Genomic DNA, 19368 nt, shown 5'->3' with positions numbered 1-19368 from the left:
ACATGAGTATTCTTCAAGCACGCGAGCTGGATATCGGCTACGGCGCCACGCGTATCGTGCAGGGGTTGTCCTTTGCGCCGCCCGCCGGAAAAGTCACCGCCTTGATCGGCCCCAATGGCTGCGGCAAATCCACCTTGCTCAAGGCGTTCGCCCGCATCCTCAAGCCGACCCAGGGCGAGTTGACCCTCGATGGCCAGGCCTATGCCAGCCTGTCCGCCCGCCAATTGGCACGGCAGATCGCATTCCTGCCGCAGGTATTGCCGGTGCCGGAAGGCGTCAGCGTGCGCCAGTTGGTCGCCTATGGCCGCAGCCCGCATAACTCATTGTGGGGGCGCCTGAGCGGCAACGATCAAGCGCACGTCACCCAGGCCATGCAACGCCTGGAACTGGACACCCTGGCCGACCGCGCCCTGGCGGACCTGTCCGGCGGCCAACGCCAGCGCGCCTGGCTGGCCATGGTGTTGGCGCAGAACGCGCCGGTGGTGTTGCTGGATGAGCCGACGACCTACTTGGACATTAGCCATCAGGTCGAACTGCTCGACCTGATGTGCGAACTGGCGGCTGAAGGCAAGACCGTGATCACTGTGCTGCATGACATCAACCAGGCGTGCCGCTACGCCGATCACCTGGCGGTGATGCACGGCGGCACGCTGGTGGTCGATGGTGCGCCGGGGGACGTGATCAGTACCGAGCTCATGCGGCAGGTGTTTGAGGTGCAGGTGCAGATTATCAATGAACCGGTGTCCGGCACGCCGATGTGCGTGGTAGAAAAAAGCACCCGTTTTCATGCCTGACTCGGCTTACAGGTAAGCGCTGGCTCCCTCATGTCAGGCCCCAAAAGTACGGTTGGCCTCTCATCGAAAGTTTGGGGGTGCTGCCGGTTGAAGATGAAGTAAGCCGTTTGAATTTATTGGGATGTCGTTTGATTACGCGTGAGAGTGAATAAGTGGCTAATTGCAACTAGTGAGGTAATGGCAAATGGCTGCTAAGGCTCTGTACCGGTCTTCTTGGCAATTGTGTTTATTTTATTCCCCTCCTTCAGGAACTAGAGCTATAACTTCCAGTCGATAACCCCGGCTTACTCTCGCTTGGGTTGTGGCTAACTAATGGCTTCTTCATGTAGTTCCAAATAGCCATACTTTTCCGCAATACTAGATACCTGAACATTATGTCGTCAGCGCCTATCGATGCCTGCCAGATGCAGATCCCGCACACAGAACAGGTGTGCGCGTGGCTGATGCAGCATGCCGGGTTGAAAACCGTCGACCTGGAGCGCGCCCGACGCGTGTCCACGGATGACCTGCTGAGCTTGCTGACACGTCTGGGCCTGGTCTCCGAAGTCGAACTGGCCCGCGCCTGGGCTGCCCTGCTCGGCGCGCCGCTGCTGCTGGCCGACGCCGCGCCGCCGTTGCTCGATCCGTTGCCCGGCTTGACCGAACGCTTCATGCGCCACTATCAGGTGGTGCCCATGGGGTGGACCCAGGGCGGCCTGCGAGTGCTGGCCGCCAACCCGGCGCAGTTGTACCCGTTCCAGGCCCTGGCCTATGCGTTCCAGGTGCCGGTGTGGTTGGCGATCGGCCCGCGCAATGAAGTCGACACGCTGATCGAGCGCTACTACGGCCAGGGCCGCTCCGCCATGGGCACGCTGATCGAAAACCTCGATGAGCAGGGCGGGGCCCAGGAGGATATCGAACACCTCAAGGACATGGCCTCTGAAGCACCGGTGATCCGGCTGGTCAACCTGATCCTGCAGCGCGCGGTGGAACAGCGCGCCTCGGATATCCATATCGAACCCTTCGAAAACCAGCTCAAGGTGCGCTACCGCATCGACGGCGTGCTGCACGACGCCGAGGCGCCGCCGGCCAGTTCATCGGCCGCGGTGATTTCACGGGTGAAGATCATGGCGCGGCTGGATATCGCCGAGCGTCGGCTGCCCCAGGACGGGCGCATCATGCTGCGTATCCAGGGCAAGGAGCTGGACCTGCGGGTGTCCACGGTGCCCACCAGTTTTGGCGAGTCGGTGGTCATGCGCCTGTTGGACCGGCAAACCGTGCAGTTCGACTTTCCCAGCCTGGGCTTCGACGGCCAGCGCCTGGCCGCGTTCCTCGACCTACTCGAACGGCCCCATGGCATCCTGCTGGTCACCGGGCCCACCGGTTCCGGCAAGACCACCACGCTCTACACCGCGCTGTCGCGGCTCAACACCGCCGAACGCAAGATCATCACCGTGGAAGACCCGGTGGAATACCAGCTTGAAGGCATCAACCAGATCCAGGTCAAGCCAGCCATCGGCCTGGACTTCGCCGGGGCACTGCGCTCCATCGTGCGCCAGGACCCGGACGTGATCATGATCGGCGAGATCCGCGACTTGGAAACCTGCCGCATCGCCATCCAATCGTCCCTCACCGGGCACCTGGTGCTCTCCACCCTCCACACCAATAGCGCCGCCGCCAGCATCACGCGGCTGCTGGACATGGGCGTGGAAAGCTACCTGATCGCCTCGACCGTCAGCGGCATCCTCGCCCAGCGCCTGGTGCGGCGGCTGGACCCGGCCACCCGTGTTGCCTTCGAGGCGCCGCCCGAACTGATCGCTGAACATGGGCTGGACCGCCTGACTGAACAACGCCCGATCCTGCTCTACCGCGGGGACTATCACGGCCGCAGCGCCATCACCGAACTGTTGGTGATGAACGACGAACTGCGCAGCTTGCTGATGCGCCATGCGGACGCCGCCACCCTTGAGCAGGCTGCCCGGCGTGCGGGTCTGCGCACCCTGCATGAAGAGGGGTTGCGCCAAGCGCTGGCGGGGATTACGTCGCTGGAAGAAGTGCTGCGCGTGACCCGTGGAGAGGGCGCGTGAGCCTGTTCAAATTCCGCGCCCTCGACAGTCAGGGCGTGCCACAGAACGGCACGCTGGAAGCCCCGGACCAAGCCGCCGCGGTCGCGACCCTGCACAAGCGCGGCCTGCTGCTGCTGCAGATTGAGTCGGCTGCCAGCCCCCTGCTGCGCAACGCACGCGGGCAGTTGAAGGGCCAGGCGTTGGTGAGTTTTACCCAGCAATTGGCGACGCTGCTGGGGGCTGGCCAGCCGCTTGAACGTGCGTTGAACCTGTTACTCAAGCAACCCGGCCCAGCCCAGGTACGCGCGCTGATCGAACGCGTGCGTGATCACGTCAAGGCCGGCAAGCCCTTGTCCGCAGCCCTGGAACAGGAGGGTGCCAGCTTCTCGCCGCTGTACCTGAGCATGGTGCGGGCCGGTGAAGCCGGTGGCGCACTGGAAAGCACCCTGCGCCAGCTCAGCGACTACCTGGATCGCAGCCAGCGGCTGCGCGGCGAAGTGGTCAATGCGCTGATCTACCCGGCCTTCCTGGTGGTGGGCGTGCTTGGTTCCCTGGCCCTCTTGCTGGCCTATGTGGTGCCGCAATTCGTGCCGATCTTCCAGGACCTGGGCGTGCCGATTCCGTGGATCACCGAAGTGATCCTGGCGTTGGGTGAGTTCCTCGGCCGCTATGGCCTGGCACTGTTGGCCGGATTGGTCCTGACCGGTTGGCTATGGGCCGCACGCCTGCGTGACCCCGCATTTCGAGAAAAACACGACCGGCACCTGCTCGGCATTCGTGTGATCGGCCCGTTGCTGCAACGTGTCGAGGCAGCACGCCTGACCCGCACCCTGGGCACCCTGCTCAGCAATGGCGTGGCGTTGCTGCACGCCTTGGTGATTGCGCGGCAAGTCTGCACCAATCGCGCGCTGCAGGCCCAGGTCGGGCGTGCGGCGGAGTCGGTAAAAGGCGGTGGCACCCTCGCCAGCGCGTTCGGCAGCCAGCCATTGTTGCCCGAACTGGCCCTGCAAATGATTGAAGTCGGCGAACAGGCCGGCGAACTCGACAGCATGTTGCTCAAGGTCGCCGACATTTTCGATGTCGACGCCAAGCGCGGCATCGACCGCCTGCTCGCCGCACTGGTGCCGTCCCTGACCGTGGTCATGGCGGTGCTGGTGGCGGTGATCATGCTGGCGATCATGCTGCCGCTGATGAGCCTGACCAGCCATATATGAAGGAGCTGAACCCATGAGAAAACCACGCCGCCAAGGCGGTTTCACCCTGCTGGAAATGCTCGCGGTGATCGTGCTGCTGGGCATCGTCGCCACCATTGTCGTGCGCCAGGTCGGCGGCAATGTGGACAAGGGCAAGTACGGCGCGGGCAAGGCCCAGTTGGCCAGCCTGAGCATGAAGATCGACAGCTACGCCCTTGACGTCGGCGCACCGCCCACCAGCCTGCAACAGCTGGTGGACAGGCCAGGTGGCTATGCCAAGCCCTCAGACCTCAAGGACCCGTTCGGGCACGCCTTCGGTTATCGCTTTCCCGGCGAACATGGGGCCTTCGACCTGATCTTCTATGGCCAGGATGGCCAGCCGGGCGGCGAAGGCTACAGCGCCGACCTGGGCAATTGGGAGTAATGTCGCCATGTTCCAGCGCGGCTTTACCCTGCTGGAAATGCTGGTGGTGATCCTGTTGATCAGCCTGGCCGCCAGTTTGCTGGGGCTGGGCGTGCACCAGGGCCTGCAGGCGGCGAAAGAGCGCCAGGCGGTCGGGCAGATGGTGGAGGCACTGCGTACCACACGGGCGGGAGCGATTGTCAGCGGGCAGGCCGCGCGTACGTCGTTCGATCTACGTGAGCGCACCTTCCAGGCGCCGGGGCGAGCGCTGCAACGCTGGCCGGCGCAACTGCGTGTCACGCTGCACACCGCCGAACAGGTCGGCGCTGCCGTCGAGTTCTACCCTGACGGCAGCTCCACCGGCGGCAATCTGCTCGTGGCCAACGGCACACGGCGTTGGCGCATCGATATCGGCTGGCTCACTGGCAGCGTGCAGTCCAAGGCACTGCCATGAAGCGCCAGGCCGGGTTCACGTTGCTGGAAATGCTCGCCGCCCTGACGCTGATGGCGGTATGCAGCACGGTGCTGCTGGTTGCGTTCGGCCAAAGCGCGCGCTCGTTGTCCCAGGTGGCCCACAGTGACCGGCTCACCCACGCAGCGCTGACGATTTTCGACCAGGAGGCAGCGGGGCGATTGAGCAACGGTGTCAGCCAGGGCGAACTCGACGGCATCCACTGGCAACTGACCAGCACCCGGCAGCAAGCCGCTATTTTTCGTCTCGACCTGGTCCTCACCGAGGGCCCGCACCAGGCCCGTTTCAGCACCTTGAAGGCGCGCCTGTGAAGCGCCGCGAGCAGGGTTTTACCTTGCTGGAAATCCTCGTGGTGCTCAGCTTGCTCGGCGTTTTGCTGGTGCTGGTCGGGGGCGCATTGCTGGGGGCCAATCGGGCGGTGTCCAAGGCCCAGGCGTATACGGTGACCCTGGACGAAGTACGCGCCGCCCAACAGTTCTTGCGCACGGCGATCAGCGAAGCGTTGCCGCTGGCGGTGGGCGAGGACGATGGTTTTTTTGTCGGCACGGCGCAGCACCTGGAGTTTGTCTCGACCTTGCCCGGTGTGCTCGGTGGTGGGATTCATCGGTTCAGCCTGCAACAGGTCGAACGGGATTTGCAGGTCGGGTTTTCCCAACGAGAACCCCAGGTGCTGTTGAACAACATCGAGGGTTTGCAGTTCAGTTATCGCGGCCTATCGCCGCTGGGTCAGCCGACCGGCTGGGTCAATGCGTGGCCGTGGCCCAGGCGCCTGCCTTCAGCGGTGCGCATCGCTGTCAGCGTCGGGGGGCCGGTACCCTGGGTCACCCAGGTGATTGCCCTGCGCCTTAACCTGTCCAGCGGCAGTGTCGAAGAATGAAGCGCCAACGCGGTGCGGCCTTGCTGCTGGTGCTGTGGGTGCTGGCGTTGCTCAGCGTGTTGCTCGGCGGCCTGGCGGGGTGGGTGCAACTGGAAAGCCGCCAGGCCCTGTGGCTGCGCCAGCACACCCAGACCGTCCTGGCCGCCGAAGCCGGGATCGCCCAAGTGATGGCCGACCGACGCTGGGTCGCCGATGGCCGTGATATCCCCCTGGCCTTTGACGACGCCCAATTGCACGTGAGCCTGCGCAGCGAGCGCGGCAAGCTTTACCTCATCAACGCCGACCTGCAGGACCTTACGCACCTGGCCCTGGCCTGCGGCGCCACCCCGGCCCAGGCCACGCAACTGGCCAAGGCACTCGAAGCACGCCGTCACCAGGGCCTGGCGCCGTTCCGGGTGCTGGAGGAAGTGCGCCAACTGCCCGGCATGACCCAAACCCTCTACAGCCAATTGCTGCCCGAGATCACGTTGTGGAGCGACCTGGATCGCCCCGATCCCGCCTTCGCCAGCCCGCTGATGCGCAAGGCGCTGAACCTGCCGCGCCAAAACGCTGAAGGTGTCGACCCTGGCGAAGTGCTGGTGGTCGACAGCCGGGCCGAGCGCCCCGGCGGGTATCAGGCGCGGCTGCAAGTCACCGTTTTATTGAGCCCATCGGAGGACAGCGCACAACCCTATCGGGTGTTGCGTTGGCAAGAATGAATCGACTGGAACCCATCGCCCGGCATTGGCGCGGCAGCCTGCTGCAACAGGGTTGGCGTGTGTGGCTAACCGAATTGCGTGCCTGTGTGCCGAGTTGGCTGGCACGGCAAGAACCGCCCGAACAGGTCCATCACTGGCCATTGGCAGCGCCGGTTACCGCGGGCAGCACGCGCCAGGTGCTGATGCTCGCGGCCGACGCTGTGCTGGTGCAGCGCATACAACTGCCCTTGGCCGCCGGACGCAACCTGAGTGCCGTGGTCGGTTATGAACTGGACCGCTACACCCCGTACGAGGCCGATCAACTCTACTTTGTCGCACGGCAGGAACGACGCACGCCCACTCACCTTGAGGTGACACTGGTGGCGATCCTGCGCGAGCGCCTGGACCAGATCCTCGCCGACTGCGCCGCCCTCGGCCTGCATCCCCATCGCGTGGATGCGGCCAACCTCGGTATTGACCTGTTGCCCACACCGCTGCGACCGCGCCAACGCCCCGCCGGGATGGGCTTGCAACGCAGCCTGCCATGGCTGTGCGGCGCCTTGCTGATTGCCGCGATGCTGCTGTGGCTCAACGACCGTCAGCGCGTCATCGACGCCATGCACGCCAGCGTCCAAGCGCAAAAAGCCCAAGTCGCCGAGGTGCATGCCCTGCGCCAGCAACTGCTCACTACCCGGGGCGCTGCGCAGTACCTCATTCGGCGCAAACTGGCGCAACCGCCGCTGGCCGCGCTGCTCAACGACCTGACCACCTGCCTGCCCGCCGACACCTGGCTGGATCAACTGGATGTGAAGGACGGCGAGATTTCACTCTCCGGGCAGAGCGCGAAGGCCAGTGCGCTGATCACCCGTATCAAAGGTTGCCGCAGCCTGGAAAACGCCCAGTTCGAAGGGGTAATCCAGCCCGATGCACGTACCGGCAAGGACCAGTTTGCCTTGCGTGCTCATCTACGCCAGGAGGCCGCCGATGCGCCGACCCCTCACACCCCGTGAACGCCGCGGCGCCGCGTTGCTGGTGCTGGCCGTGGTGGTCGGCGCGGCCTACTGGCTGTTGATCGACAGCTGGTTCGCCGGCCCCCTGCGCGACATGGGCGAACAGGCCGAGCAATTGCGGGAGCAGCAGCAACGGTACGCCAGTGTATTGCGCCAACGCGATGCGCTGCGCCAACAGCTTGAGCAGGCGCGGCAGGACCCGGCCAGCAACACCAGCCTGTTGCCCGGCGATGACCCCGACGTGGTGGCCGCCGACCTGATGCAACGCCTCGCCGACCTGATCAACAGCCACGCCGATCTCGGCGGCGGTTGCAGCTTGACCCAGCGCAAGCCCATCACGCCGGAGCAGGACGACGGCGAGCCGTATCGCCAGGTCCAGGTCAGCCTGACCCTCAACTGCGCCATCGAACCCTTGGAAGTGCTGTTGCATGAACTGGAGTACCAGCCGCCATTCCTGTTTGTCGATGAACTGCGCATCCGCCGCAGCCAGCAGGCGCCGGCCAGTGGCGGAGCGGGCAAGCTGGTGGTGCACCTGTTGGTGCGTGGTTACCTGCAACCGTCGCGGGTGACGCCATGATCGGCAGATTGCGCCCCGTGGAGTGGGGCTTGCTCGGCCTGGCCGGGTTGCTGGGCCTGTTGATGGCGGTGATCCTCAGCAGCATCGGTGACGAGCCGCAGTGGTTGCCTGAACCGCCGACGCGTGCCCACGCGTCGGCCACCGTGCAAGTTGCGCCCACGGTCTCCCTGGACAATCTTGCGGCAACTTGGCAGGCACCGTTGTTCAGTCCCGATCGCAGCCCCGACCGCGTGGTGGGCAAGGCACAGGTCACCAGCCTGGCCAATCTCACCCTCAGCGGCATCATGATCACCGGCAATCTGCAAATGGCCATGCTCAAGCAGGTCGACGGCCCGCTGCTGACCGTTCGCCTGGGCCAGGCCCTGCCCAACGGCTGGCGCCTGGACCACCTGACCCCGCAATACGCCCGTTTCAGCCTGGATGGCCGCACCCAGACCTTGAGTCTCTATGCCAAGCGCCTGCCGCCGCCATCCAACCGGCTCCCCATTACTTTGCCCCGCGAGCCCCTCCCTTGATCGACATGCGCACCTCAACGTTTTGCCTGGCCACCGCTCTTGCCCTGGGTGGCTGCGGCACTTTCCCCGACCGTCTCGACCCCGACGATGACCTGCTGCACGAAGCCATGCAGGGCACCGGCTCGCAGCGCCCGCCGGTTGAGCAACCCGTGCCCGAAACGGTGCAACCCTCGGTGAAATCACCGCCGCAGCGCCAACTGATTCGCGGCAACCAGCAATTCGTCCGCGCGCCCGCAGCGCAGTCGGTGGCGAAGGAGGAGGGCGGCGATATCGTGTTCAACTTTGCCGACCAGCCTATCGAGGCAGTGATCAACAGCGTGATGGGTGACCTGCTGCACGAAAACTACAGCATCGCCCAAGGCGTGAAGGGCAACGTGAGCTTTTCCACGTCCAAGCCGGTGGACAAGCAGCAGGCGCTGTCGATTCTCGAAACCCTGCTGTCCTGGACCGACAATGCGATGATCAAGCAAGGCAATCGCTACGTGATCCTGCCCGCCAGCCAGGCGGTGGCGGGCAAGCTGGTACCGCAGATGAGCGTGGCCCCACCGTCCAGCGGCCTGTCGGCGCGGTTGTTTCCACTGCGCTACATCTCCGCCACCGAGATGCAGAAGTTGCTCAAGCCGTTCGCCCGCGAAAATGCATTTTTGCTGGTCGACCCGGCGCGCAACGTACTCAGCCTGGCCGGCACGCCGGATGAACTGGCCAACTACCAGGACACCATTGACACCTTTGACGTGGACTGGCTCAAGGGCATGTCGGTGGGCGTCTTCGGTTTGCAAAGGGCTTCCGTGGCCGAGTTGATGCCCCAGTTGCAAAGCATGTTCGGCCCCGACAGCGGCATGCCCCTGGCCGGCATGCTGCGCTTTTTGCCGATCGAACGGACCAACTCGGTGGTGGCGATTTCTTCCCAGCCCCAGTACCTCAGTGAAGTGGGCGACTGGATCCGCACCATCGACGAGGGCGGCGGCAACGAGCCACAGATGTACGTCTACGACGTGCGCAACATGAAGGCCGCCGACCTGGCCAAGTACCTGCGACAGATCTACGGTACCGGCGCGATCAAGGACGACACGCCGGCCAAGGTCGCGCCGGGGTTGCGCACCACCACCTTGTCTTCACCCACTAACGGTGGCTTGCAGAACACCCCGCCTGCGGCTGAAGAAGCGGAGCCGGAAGAGAAGGAAGTCGCCCCTGCCAGCGGCCTTGAGGCCGGCACCCGCATCACCGCGCAAAAAAGCAGCAACCAACTGCTGGTGCGCACCCGGCCCGCGCAGTGGAAAGAGATCGAGGCGGCGATCAAGCGCCTCGACAACCCGCCCCTGCAAGTGCAGATCGAGACGCGCATCCTTGAGGTCAAACTGACCGGTGAACTGGACCTTGGCGTGCAGTGGTACCTGGGGCGCCTGGCGGGCAATTCCTCCAGCACCACCGTGGGCAATGCCTCCGGGAGCCAAGGCGCGCTCGGCGGCGGCGGGGCAGGGCTGGGGGCCACGGATTCGTTGTTCTATTCGTTCGTCAGCTCGAATTTGCAGGTGGCATTGCATGCACTGGAAACCAACGGCCGCACCCAGGTGCTGTCGGCGCCGTCGCTGGTGGTGATGAATAACCAGCCGGCGCAGATTCAGGTGGGGGACAACATTCCCATCAGCCAGACCACCGTAAACACCGGGGATGCGGACACCACCTTGAGCAGCGTCGAGTATGTGCAGACCGGGGTGATCCTGGACGTGGTGCCGCGCATCAATCCGGGGGGCTTGGTGTACATGGATATCCAGCAGCAGGTCAGTGACGCCGAGAACCAGAGTGGTAACAGCGACACACCGGTGAACCCGCGTATCTCGACGCGTTCGGTGTCGACGCAGGTGGCGGTGCAGAGTGGGCAGACGGTGTTGCTGGGGGGGTTGATCAAGCAGGACAACGCAGAGAGTGTGAGTGCGGTGCCGTATCTGGGGAAGATACCGGGGTTGCGGTGGTTGTTTGGGAGTACCAGTAAGTCCAAGGATCGCACGGAGTTGATCGTGTTGATTACGCCGAAGGTGATTACCAGCAGTGGGCAGGCGCGGCAGGTGACCGATGATTATCGGCAGCAGATGCAGTTGTTGCGGCCTGGGGGGGAGGTGGGGAGGTAGGTGGCGTACAGATCCATTGCTGCGGTAACGGCTGAAAGGTGGGAGCCGGCTTGCCTGCGATAGCATCAACCGGATCTGCCTGATGTACCGAGCTGCCTGCATCGCAGGCAAGCCAGCTCCCACAGAAAAGCGGATGTGTGATTGATTTCCCAGCCAAGCACAGCGGCCTGAAAGCCGATCGATCTCTGACTGTCGACCTCGGTAAAAAGGTAGGAGCTGGCTTGCCTGCGATAGCATCAACCGGCTCTGCCTGATGTACCGAGCTGCTTGCATCGCAGGCAAGCCAGCTCCCACAGAAAAGCGGGTGTGTGATTGATTTCCCAGCCAAGCACAGCGGGCTGAAAGCAGATCGATTTCTTACTGCCGACCTCGGGAAAAAGGTGGGAGCCGGCTTGCCTGCGATAGCATCAACCCGGTGCGCCTGATGTACCAAACTACCTGCATCGCAGGCAAGCCAGCTCCCACAGAAAAGCGGATGTGTGATTGATTTCCCAGCCAAGCATAGCGGCCTGAAAGCCGATCGATCTCTGACTGTCGACCTCGGAAAAAGGTGGGAGCTGGCTTGCCTGCGACAGCATCAACCGGATCTGCCTGATGTACCGAGCTGCCTGCATCGCAGGCAAGCCAGCTCCCACAGTTGGTTCTCTATTCATCAGACGAAGGGGCTTTTGTTCTTGGCCGGCTCACGGATTCAAGCCCTCGTTCGCGCAGGCCGAGCCTAGGCGAGGTGCCGAGTGTTGGGCACCCAACCCCACGCGAGCTGATCGCAAAAAGACATTACTTATATGAATAAACAAACTCAAAAATAATGAAATACAAGAATATTAGCTTATACCCAAATAGCATTATATTTTTAAAATCCATTCCGTTATGTTTGAACTCAACAGCCTACCCCTGACCTCGGATGGTACCAATCGTCAATCGGATTCTGCGCTGCCAAAGCGGGTAACCACCCCACAGCAGAATCGTTGGAAGGGAGTTCAACGTATGTTGCCAATTCAAACCCCGCACTCGCTCCACACCTAGTTCCACATCGCCGAGACACCCCTGGAAAACCCGAGCACCGCGCGCGACCGCGTGATTGCCCGACTTCGCGATTTGGAACCGCAGGAATGCATATGAAGCGAGCCTTACAACCGACCGCCGCCCTGGCACTGGCCGTCCTGGCCAACACCGCACAAGCCCAGGACGACAGCACCCTGTCCACCGTGGTGGTCACCGGTAACCGCGGCGCCGAACAGCGCACCGTCACCAGCAGCCCGGTGCCGATCGACGTGGTCAGCGCCAAGCAATTGCAGAACACCGGCAAGCCCGGCCTCATGGAAGCCTTGAGCGCCGTGATCCCCTCGCTGACCCTGCCGGAAAAAACCGGCTGGGACGCCAGCGGCATTGCCCGAGCCCCCAACCTGCGTGGCCTGAGCGCCGCCGAAGTGCTGGTGCTGGTCAACGGCAAGCGCCGCCATACCAGCGCCACGCTGAACATCAACGGCATCAATACCGGGGCCGCGCCAGCCGACCTAGACCTGATTCCCATCAGCGCCATCGACCACGTCGAAGTACTGCGCGACGGCGCCGCTGCCCAATACGGCTCCGATGCTATCGCCGGGGTGATCAACGTGATCCTCAAGGCCGACACAAGTGGCACCTCGGTGACCAACGCCGGCCTCGGCTATGACGGCAAGAAGCAGACCGTGCAACAGAGCCTCAACAAGGGTTTCGAGATCGGCAACGGCGGCATCGTGCAACTGGCGCTCGACGCCCGCAGCCAGAACGACGACAACAAGGCCAGCGCCAACGGCTACACCTATGAGCAAGCCTACGGCCTAGCGGGCAAGTCCACGTATGGCGGCTACGGCACGCCCAAGACCAACCTGCTGACCCTGGGCTATAACGCTGAACTGCCGATCGATGACAGCTTGAGCCTGTACTCCTTCACCACCTATTCCCACCGCAAGGCCGAGCAGGGGCAGAATTTCCGTTTGCCCACCATCACCAACACCATCACCACCGGGCCCAATGGCTACCCATCGGGCTATACGCCGACCTGGTATATCGACGAGGACGATTTCCAGGCCGCGTTCGGTGGCAAGGGCACGCTCGGCGATTGGGACTGGGACCTGTCCACCACCTACGGGCGCAACGAGGCGGAGCAGGGCACTACGCATAACCAGAACCCGTCGCTGGGCGAAGCTACGCCGAATCACTTCACCTCTGGCACCTGGATCTCCACCGAGCTGACCACCAACCTCGACTTCAAGCGCGGCTTCGATATCGGCCTGCAGAAGCCGCTGGACCTGAGCTACGGCTTCGAGCATCGGCGTGACACCTACGAGGTACAGGCCGGTGATTACGCGTCCTATGCCAACGGCGGCTACTGCGTGGCGCCGGGCAATTGTGCGTCGTCAGGGGCGCAGGTCACCAACGGCATTTCGCCGGACGAAGAAAGCAGTGCCTCGCGCAACAGCCTGGCCAGTTATGTCGATGTGGGTTTCAACCCAGTACCGGACTGGTACGTCGGCACAGCGTTTCGCTACGAACACTACAACCAGGGCGTCGGCGCCACTCGCAGCGGCAAGCTGACCACGCGCTATGACTTCACCCCGCAGTTCGCCGTGCGCGCCACCGTGAGCAACGGCTTTCGCGCGCCGTCCCTGGCCAACAGCCTGTTCAGTGCGCGCTCCACCACCTATGGCGTAGTGGACGGTGTGTATCAGTCGATCAACTACGGCGTGCTGCCGGTGGGCTCGGCGGCGGCCAGGGCGCTGGGGGCCGAGGACCTCAAGCCGGAGCGCTCTACCAACTTCAGCCTGGGCTTCACCCTTACGCCAACGGATCGCCTGAGCTTCACCGCCGACGCCTACGTGATCAACCTGCGCGACCGCATCACGCTCACCGGCACCTTGCTGGGCCCCGAGATCACCCAGGTGCTGCAAAACAACGGCATCAACTCCACTTCCGGCGGCCAGTACTTCATCAACGGCGCCGACACTCGCACCAAAGGCCTGGACCTGGTCAGTAGCTACAACCAGGACCTCGGCCAGTACGGCTCGCTGAAATGGACCGCTGCGTTCAACTGGAACCAGACCCGAATCCTCAACTACAAGGAGTCGACCAACATCCTCGGCACTTCCTACGAGTTGATGAACCGTGAGGCGCGCAACCTGATCACCGGCGTGCAGCCCAACACCAAGCTGATCCTGGGTGGTGACTGGAGCATCGACCGCTTCAACCTCAACCTGGCCCTGACTCGCTACGGCTCCTACAAGGAAGTCAATTCATCGGCCAATCGCGACCTGGACCGCCTCTACAGCGCCCAGTGGATCACCGACCTCGACCTTGGCTACAACCTCACCAAAGACCTGAACATCGCCGTCGGCGCCAAGAACCTGTTCGACATCTACCCCAAGAAACAAGGGGTGCCGAGCAGCACCATGGTCAGCAGCTACGGCGTCTATTCGCCCTACGGTTTTACCGGCGGGTACTACTACACCCGCTTGACCTATGCCTTCTGAGGCCGAGGAATACACCATGCCCATTGTCGCCAAATCCTATGACCTGATTGAAGCGCCCAGCCCGGTGCGCCAGGCCCGCGTCTCCACGCCGATCAAGGCCCTGCAGGTGGTGCCCGCGCGACATCCCTGGCGCTGGGCCGGGTCGATCTTCGCGGCGCTGGTGCTACTGGCCATCGCGCATTCCCTGGCCACCAACCCGCGCTGGGAGTGGGGCGTGTTCGGCCAGTGGTTCTTCTCGCCGTCGGTGCTGCGCGGCCTGGGGCAGACGCTGTTGCTGACCCTGCTGAGCACCGTGTTCAGCATCTTCCTCGGCACCGCGCTGGCCCTGGCGCGGTTATCGGGATCGCCGCTGCTGGCGGCCCTGGCGTGGGGCTATATCTGGTTCTTCCGCTCGATGCCGGCGCTGCTGGTGCTGATCATCCTCTACAACTTTGCCTACCTGTACGATCACATCGTGGTGGGCGTACCGTTTACCAGCGTGGTGTTCGCCGAGTGGTCCACCGTGGATGTACTCAGCCAGTTCACCGTGGCCGTGCTGGGCTTGAGCCTGATGCAGGCCGCCTATGCGGCGGAGATCATCCGTGGCGGCCTGATCGGCGTCGACGCCGGCCAGCATGAAGCCGCGGCAGCCCTCGGGTTGCCAGCCTCGCGACGGATCTTCCGGATCATCCTGCCCCAGGCGCTGCGTTCGATCCTGCCGTCGGGGTTCAACGAAATCATCGGCCTGGTCAAGGGCACGTCCATCGTCTACGTGCTGGCCCTGCCCGAGCTGTTCTATACCGTGCAGGTCATCTACAACCGCACCCAGGCAGTGATCCCGCTGCTGATCGTGGCCACTGTCTGGTACCTGATCATCACCACTGTGCTCACCAGCGCGCAGTACTACGTCGAACGTCACTTTGCGCGCGGCACCGCACGGGTGCTACCGCCCACGCCGTTGCAACGCCTGCGCCACTGGGTGAAGGAGAAAACCCATGGGTGAAGCACGCGCCGGGCGCATCCAGATCCAGGGCGTGGGCAAGCGCTTTGGTAACCAGCAGGTGCTCAAGGACATCGACCTGACGATCGATCCGGGCAAGGTCACGGTGATCCTCGGGCCGTCCGGCTCGGGCAAATCCACGTTGCTGCGCACCATCAACCACCTGGAGAAGATCGACAGCGGGCATATCACCATCGACGGTGAATACGTCGGCTACCGCCGCAAGGGCGACCTGCTCTACGAACTCAAGGAACGCGAAATCCTCAAGCGCCGCATCGACGTGGGGTTCGTGTTCCAGAACTTCAACCTGTTCCCGCACCTCACCGCCTGGGAAAACGTCGCCGAAGCGCCACTGGCCCACAAGCGCTGGAACAAGGCCGGCGCCCAGGCCAAGGCCGCCGAACTGCTGGCCAAGGTCGGCCTGGCGGACAAGGTCGAGGCCTACCCACGCCAGCTCTCCGGCGGCCAGCAACAGCGCGTCGCCATTGCCCGCGCCCTGGCGTTGGACCCCAAGGTGCTGCTGTTCGATGAACCCACCTCGGCCCTCGACCCGGAGCTGGTGGGCGAAGTGCTCGACGTGATCAAGGGCCTGACCCGACTGGGCGTGACCCTGGTGATTGTCACCCACGAGATCGGCTTTGCCCGCGAAGTGGCCGACCACGTGGTGTTCCTCTGCGACGGCCAGTTGATCGAAGAAGGCCCGCCCGAACAGGTTTTCCGCCAACCCCGACATCCCCGCACCGTGGCCTTTCTTGGCAAGGTGCTTTAGTTCAAGGAGTGACTGTCCATGTTTATCCATACTGCACGCGTGGCCTTGCTGGCGCTTGCCGCCAGCACCGCGCACACCGCGCTGGCCGTGCAACAGGTCGACCTCAGCCCCGACCGCCCGCGTATCCATGTGCCGCGTAACGATGGTGCCATCGCGCAGATCCCGTCGGGCTTCAAGTTCGCCCAACCGGGCAAGTTCACCGTGGCCGTGTCCGGTGTAGCCGGACCGCCGCTGGCGCTGCTGGCCAACGACGACAAGACCACCATCGGCAGCGAGGCTGACACCGCGCAGTTGATCGCCGACAGCCTGGGCCTGCAACTCAACGTGGTGCAGACCAGTTGGGAGGATTGGCCCCTGGGCGTCAGTTCCGGCAAGTACGATGCGGTGATCAGCAACGTCACCGTGACCGAAGCGCGCAAGAAGCGCTTCGACTTCGCCACCTACCGCCAGGATGTGCTCGGGTTTTACGTGAAGAGCACCAGCAGGATCAGCGAGATCAAGGAAGCGGCGGACATTGCCGGGCTGAAGATCATCGTCGGCTCCGGCACCAACCAGGAAAAAGTCTTGCTGGCCTGGAACGATGCCAATGAAAAGGCCGGTCTCAAGCCCGCACTCTTGCAGTACTTCGACGACCAGGCCGCCGCCCAACTGGCGGTGCAGTCCGGTCGCAGTGACGCACTGTTCGGGCCCAATTCGGTGTACGCGTATTCCGCGGCGATCACCGGCGGTATCAAACGTGTCGGTACGGTGAATGGTGGCTGGCCGTTGCAGGCGGATATCGCCGTCACTACGCGCAAGGACAACGGTTTGGTCAAGCCGATCCACACGGCACTGGAAGGCGCGATTGCCGGTGGTCAATACGAACAGGTGCTGCAACGCTGGGGCCTGGACGTGGAGCGTGTCGACAAGTCACTGATCAACCCACCGGGCCTGCCGGATTAAGGAGCATCGAGCATGGGACTGACACGACGTGAAGCGCTGTCGAGCATTGCTGCCGTGGGCGGCGAGCAGGCAGTCAAGGATGCGCTGGCGGTATTGGGCCTGGGGCCGTCGTCACACCGTCGCCCGCAACCGCTGAAACTCAAGAGCGGCCTGGGGCAGGGCACCCGCGTGCTGGTACTGGGGGCCGGGATCGCGGGGCTGGTCACCGCCCTGGAACTGACCCGTGCCGGATTCGACGTGCAGGTGCTGGAGGCCCGTGAACGGGTGGGCGGCCGCACCTGGACGATCCGCAACGGCGACCGCGTGGACTACAAGGATGGCCGCACGCAGACCGCCGCGTTCGACCCAGGGCATTACTTCAATGCCGGGCCTGCGCGGATTCCCAGCCAGCACCGTACGCTCCTCGACTATTGCAGCGAGTTGGGTGTACCACTGGAGGTGCTGGTCAACAGCAGCCATGGCGCCCAGGTGCGGCCAGATGTAAGCAAGCCGGCGTTCAGCGTTGGCCAGGCGATCAACGATGCGCGCGGCCACCTTTCCGGCCTGCTGGCCAAAGCGGTGCAGCGCGATGCCCTCGACGATGTGTTGAGTGGTGAGGAACGCGCGCGGTTGCTGGCGTTCCTGCAAGTGTATGGCGACCTGTCCCAAGAACTGGCCTTCGAGGGCACGCTGCGTTCGGGGCACCTGGAATCGCCTGCGCACCCCGGGGCGTTGCCCGCCAGTCGCCGCCCGCTGGCCTTGGACCAGTTGCTGCACCCGGCGCTGTGGGGCGCGCTGCTGCACACCGAATTTCCGGAGTTCTGCGCCACCATGTTCCAGCCGGTGGGAGGCATGGACCGCATCACCGATGCCTTCTACCAGCGTGTCAGGGGCCACGTGCAGCTGGGCGCCCACGTGCGGCAGATCCGCCAGTTGGAGGACGGCGTGGCGGTGACCTACCACGACACGTTCAGCGGCCGCGAACAGGTCGTACGCGCCGATTACCTGATCTCGACCCTGCCGCTGCCGCTGCTGGCCAAGCTCGACACTGATTTCAGCGACCCGATCAAGGCCGCCTTGCTCAGCACCCGCAACGACCAGGCCACCAAAGTTGCGTGGCAATCACCGCGCTTCTGGGAAACCGACTACCGCACCTACGGTGGCCTGTCGTGGATCGAACACCCGGCGCGCCTGTTGTGGTACCCAAGCAACGACCTCAACACCCGCGAAGGCCTGCTGGTGGCGGGCTACGTGACTGGGGAGGGCGCCGATGTATTTGGCGCGCAACCGCTCGACAAACAGTACGCCACCTCCAGGGAGGCGGTGGAGCTGTTGCATCCAGGCTATTCAAAACATCTGCGCCACCCTCTGGCGGTGTCCTGGGAACAGATCCCCTACAGCGAAGGCCCGTGGCTGCAGCGTGAACACTTCCCGGCCGACGCCAGCGCCTTGCTCGAGGCGGGTCACGGCCGGGTGTACTTCGCCGGCGACGGCCTGGTGCAAAGCGGCGTCGGCATCTGGCAGGAGTCGGCGGCCAATTCGGCGCGCCATGTGGTCGGGCAACTGGCCGAACGGGTTACTCAACAACGGCACAGCGCGGCACTGGCCGCCTCGTAAGGAGATGCATCATGAGCGACAGCATTCAACGTACCAGCGTCGGCGATTTCCCGATTTCGCAAACAGTCACCGTACCCGCATCCGCCAGCCTGATCTTCGTCAGCGGCACCTTGCCCGACCTGCATGACGCCAATGCTGCGGCGGGCACGCCGGCTGCCTATGGCAATACCGAAGTGCAGACGGTGTCGGTGTTCAACAAAATTCGCAAGATCCTGCGCCAGCAGGACCTGGACCTTGGGGATATCGTGCAGCTTCGGGTGTTCCTGGTCGGCGCCGAAGAGACCGGCGGCAAGCTGGATTTCGCCGGCTTGCAGGTGGGCTACACGCAGTTCTTTGGCACGCCGGAGCAGCCGAACAAACCGGCGCGCACGGCGTTGCAGGTGGTGGCGTTGCCGTTACCCGGCGCGCTGGTTGAAGTGGAGGCGATCGCGGCAAGAGCGGTGTGAGGCTCATCGGCTCTGTGCAATCACGCCGCTCATGTATTGATTCAAATCGCGGAAGTCGTTAACCCTCCAAGCGAACGGCGGTAGTTTTACGCCGTTCTCACGCAACGTTCTTGGGATCAAGTCTCCATTGGGGCGCAGAATTATTGAAGAAACAATAACGCCTGGGTAATCACGCAAGCGTTTTTTGAACGCGGCTGTGGTCAGGTCAGGTGTTGGAGGGTTGCTCTTATTGGCCAAGGGGCCTGTGCCTTTGATATCTGCGCCGTGGCACATCGCACACCGTTGGGAAAAAAGGGTTTTGCCGTTGAGGTTATCCGCGAGGGACAGTAAGGGCTGGGTGAGCGACAAAATGCCGAACCAAGCGATAAGTACCCGTTTCATATCCATATGACCTCGTGGTTTGAACCCGATTTGGATCGAGGGACGCGCCTG

The 19368-nt window shown here is 63.5% G+C and carries 19 protein-coding genes; 18 read left to right on the top strand and 1 reads right to left on the bottom strand.

Annotated elements, in window-relative coordinates:
- Nucleotides 1-2 precede the first annotated feature (2 nt).
- From fecE to ATH90_RS18050, 18 genes are all read left to right on the top strand, one after another.
- The gene (gene fecE, locus ATH90_RS18140; RefSeq protein ID WP_098466939.1) at nt 3-794 is read left to right on the top strand and encodes a Fe(3+) dicitrate ABC transporter ATP-binding protein FecE; all 792 of its coding nucleotides are present in this window, start codon (nt 3-5) and stop codon (nt 792-794) included.
- 374 nt (nt 795-1168) lie between these two features.
- Nucleotides 1169-2860 (top strand): type II secretion system ATPase GspE, encoded by a 1692-nt coding sequence (gene gspE / locus ATH90_RS18135; protein WP_098466938.1) that lies wholly within the window; start codon nt 1169-1171, stop codon nt 2858-2860.
- On the top strand, nt 2857-4053 hold the full coding sequence (gspF, locus tag ATH90_RS18130; RefSeq protein ID WP_069077795.1) for a type II secretion system inner membrane protein GspF: 1197 nt from the start codon (nt 2857-2859) through the stop codon (nt 4051-4053). The genes gspE and gspF overlap by 4 nt, the downstream gene beginning before the upstream one ends.
- A 13-nt stretch (nt 4054-4066) precedes the next feature.
- Nucleotides 4067-4456: a type II secretion system protein GspG gene (locus ATH90_RS18125; protein ID WP_010209194.1), complete on the top strand. Its 390-nt coding sequence runs from the start codon at nt 4067-4069 to the stop codon at nt 4454-4456.
- Nucleotides 4457-4463: 7 nt separating this feature from the next.
- Nucleotides 4464-4889, top strand: coding sequence for a GspH/FimT family pseudopilin (locus ATH90_RS18120; protein WP_069077794.1), 426 nt, complete (start codon nt 4464-4466; stop codon nt 4887-4889).
- On the top strand, nt 4886-5218 hold the full coding sequence (locus ATH90_RS18115; protein WP_034107483.1) for a type II secretion system protein: 333 nt from the start codon (nt 4886-4888) through the stop codon (nt 5216-5218). The genes ATH90_RS18120 and ATH90_RS18115 overlap by 4 nt, the downstream gene beginning before the upstream one ends.
- Nucleotides 5215-5784: a prepilin-type N-terminal cleavage/methylation domain-containing protein gene (locus ATH90_RS18110; RefSeq protein ID WP_069077792.1), complete on the top strand. Its 570-nt coding sequence runs from the start codon at nt 5215-5217 to the stop codon at nt 5782-5784. Before ATH90_RS18115 ends, ATH90_RS18110 begins: the two co-directional genes overlap by 4 nt.
- A complete protein-coding gene (locus tag ATH90_RS18105; RefSeq protein ID WP_034107479.1) occupies nt 5781-6482 on the top strand; it encodes a hypothetical protein in 702 nt (233 codons plus the stop codon). Before ATH90_RS18110 ends, ATH90_RS18105 begins: the two co-directional genes overlap by 4 nt.
- Nucleotides 6479-7471: a PilN domain-containing protein gene (locus tag ATH90_RS18100; protein ID WP_098466937.1), complete on the top strand. Its 993-nt coding sequence runs from the start codon at nt 6479-6481 to the stop codon at nt 7469-7471. Before ATH90_RS18105 ends, ATH90_RS18100 begins: the two co-directional genes overlap by 4 nt.
- Entirely contained in the window at nt 7446-8048 is a 603-nt protein-coding gene (gene gspM, locus ATH90_RS18095) for a type II secretion system protein GspM (RefSeq protein ID WP_034107475.1), read from the top strand. The genes ATH90_RS18100 and gspM overlap by 26 nt, the downstream gene beginning before the upstream one ends.
- Complete coding sequence (locus tag ATH90_RS18090; protein ID WP_069077789.1) at nt 8045-8563, top strand: general secretion pathway protein GspN; 519 nt, start codon at nt 8045-8047, stop codon at nt 8561-8563. Before gspM ends, ATH90_RS18090 begins: the two co-directional genes overlap by 4 nt.
- A gap of 5 nt (nt 8564-8568) precedes the next feature.
- Nucleotides 8569-10692: a type II secretion system secretin GspD gene (gspD, locus tag ATH90_RS18085; RefSeq protein ID WP_098466936.1), complete on the top strand. Its 2124-nt coding sequence runs from the start codon at nt 8569-8571 to the stop codon at nt 10690-10692.
- A gap of 1118 nt (nt 10693-11810) precedes the next feature.
- Nucleotides 11811-14204 (top strand): TonB-dependent receptor plug domain-containing protein, encoded by a 2394-nt coding sequence (locus ATH90_RS18075; RefSeq protein ID WP_098466934.1) that lies wholly within the window; start codon nt 11811-11813, stop codon nt 14202-14204.
- A gap of 16 nt (nt 14205-14220) precedes the next feature.
- On the top strand, nt 14221-15186 hold the full coding sequence (locus ATH90_RS18070) for an amino acid ABC transporter permease (protein WP_069077786.1): 966 nt from the start codon (nt 14221-14223) through the stop codon (nt 15184-15186).
- Nucleotides 15179-15952 (top strand): amino acid ABC transporter ATP-binding protein, encoded by a 774-nt coding sequence (locus tag ATH90_RS18065; RefSeq protein ID WP_034107465.1) that lies wholly within the window; start codon nt 15179-15181, stop codon nt 15950-15952. The genes ATH90_RS18070 and ATH90_RS18065 overlap by 8 nt, the downstream gene beginning before the upstream one ends.
- Nucleotides 15953-15970: 18 nt before the next feature.
- Nucleotides 15971-16894 carry an ABC transporter substrate-binding protein gene (locus ATH90_RS18060; RefSeq protein ID WP_098466933.1) on the top strand — a complete coding sequence of 308 codons (924 nt, stop codon included), beginning with the start codon at nt 15971-15973 and terminating at the stop codon, nt 16892-16894.
- Between the two features lie 12 nt (nt 16895-16906).
- Nucleotides 16907-18490 (top strand): flavin monoamine oxidase family protein, encoded by a 1584-nt coding sequence (locus ATH90_RS18055; protein WP_098466932.1) that lies wholly within the window; start codon nt 16907-16909, stop codon nt 18488-18490.
- Between the two features lie 11 nt (nt 18491-18501).
- Entirely contained in the window at nt 18502-18936 is a 435-nt protein-coding gene (locus tag ATH90_RS18050) for a RidA family protein (RefSeq protein ID WP_098466931.1), read from the top strand.
- A gap of 3 nt (nt 18937-18939) precedes the next feature.
- On the opposite strand, the gene ATH90_RS18045 is transcribed toward ATH90_RS18050, so the two are convergent.
- Nucleotides 18940-19317, bottom strand: coding sequence for a cytochrome c (locus tag ATH90_RS18045; RefSeq protein ID WP_080758313.1), 378 nt, complete (start codon nt 19315-19317; stop codon nt 18940-18942).
- Nucleotides 19318-19368: the final 51 nt, after the last annotated feature.

This window comes from Pseudomonas lurida, assembly GCF_002563895.1.
Classification (GTDB): Bacteria; Pseudomonadota; Gammaproteobacteria; order Pseudomonadales; family Pseudomonadaceae; genus Aquipseudomonas; species Aquipseudomonas lurida.
The sequence above is the reverse complement of the archived record's forward strand: the minus strand, read 5'-3'. Positions and strand labels throughout refer to the sequence as shown.

Bases quoted from the DNA above. Each gene is read 5' to 3' on its own strand.
- fecE (WP_098466939.1), top strand. From the start codon at position 3: ATGAGTATTCTTCAAGCACGCGAGCTGGATATCGGCTACGGCGCCACG.
- gspE (WP_098466938.1), top strand. From the start codon at position 1,169: ATGTCGTCAGCGCCTATCGATGCCTGCCAGATGCAGATCCCGCACACA.
- ATH90_RS18125 (WP_010209194.1), top strand. From the start codon at position 4,067: ATGAGAAAACCACGCCGCCAAGGCGGTTTCACCCTGCTGGAAATGCTC.
- ATH90_RS18120 (WP_069077794.1), top strand. From the start codon at position 4,464: ATGTTCCAGCGCGGCTTTACCCTGCTGGAAATGCTGGTGGTGATCCTG.
- ATH90_RS18115 (WP_034107483.1), top strand. From the start codon at position 4,886: ATGAAGCGCCAGGCCGGGTTCACGTTGCTGGAAATGCTCGCCGCCCTG.
- ATH90_RS18105 (WP_034107479.1), top strand. From the start codon at position 5,781: ATGAAGCGCCAACGCGGTGCGGCCTTGCTGCTGGTGCTGTGGGTGCTG.
- ATH90_RS18100 (WP_098466937.1), top strand. From the start codon at position 6,479: ATGAATCGACTGGAACCCATCGCCCGGCATTGGCGCGGCAGCCTGCTG.
- gspM (WP_034107475.1), top strand. From the start codon at position 7,446: ATGCGCCGACCCCTCACACCCCGTGAACGCCGCGGCGCCGCGTTGCTG.
- ATH90_RS18090 (WP_069077789.1), top strand. From the start codon at position 8,045: ATGATCGGCAGATTGCGCCCCGTGGAGTGGGGCTTGCTCGGCCTGGCC.
- gspD (WP_098466936.1), top strand. From the start codon at position 8,569: ATGCGCACCTCAACGTTTTGCCTGGCCACCGCTCTTGCCCTGGGTGGC.
- ATH90_RS18075 (WP_098466934.1), top strand. From the start codon at position 11,811: ATGAAGCGAGCCTTACAACCGACCGCCGCCCTGGCACTGGCCGTCCTG.
- ATH90_RS18070 (WP_069077786.1), top strand. From the start codon at position 14,221: ATGCCCATTGTCGCCAAATCCTATGACCTGATTGAAGCGCCCAGCCCG.
- ATH90_RS18065 (WP_034107465.1), top strand. From the start codon at position 15,179: ATGGGTGAAGCACGCGCCGGGCGCATCCAGATCCAGGGCGTGGGCAAG.
- ATH90_RS18060 (WP_098466933.1), top strand. From the start codon at position 15,971: ATGTTTATCCATACTGCACGCGTGGCCTTGCTGGCGCTTGCCGCCAGC.
- ATH90_RS18055 (WP_098466932.1), top strand. From the start codon at position 16,907: ATGGGACTGACACGACGTGAAGCGCTGTCGAGCATTGCTGCCGTGGGC.
- ATH90_RS18050 (WP_098466931.1), top strand. From the start codon at position 18,502: ATGAGCGACAGCATTCAACGTACCAGCGTCGGCGATTTCCCGATTTCG.
- ATH90_RS18045 (WP_080758313.1), bottom strand. From the start codon at position 19,317: ATGAAACGGGTACTTATCGCTTGGTTCGGCATTTTGTCGCTCACCCAG.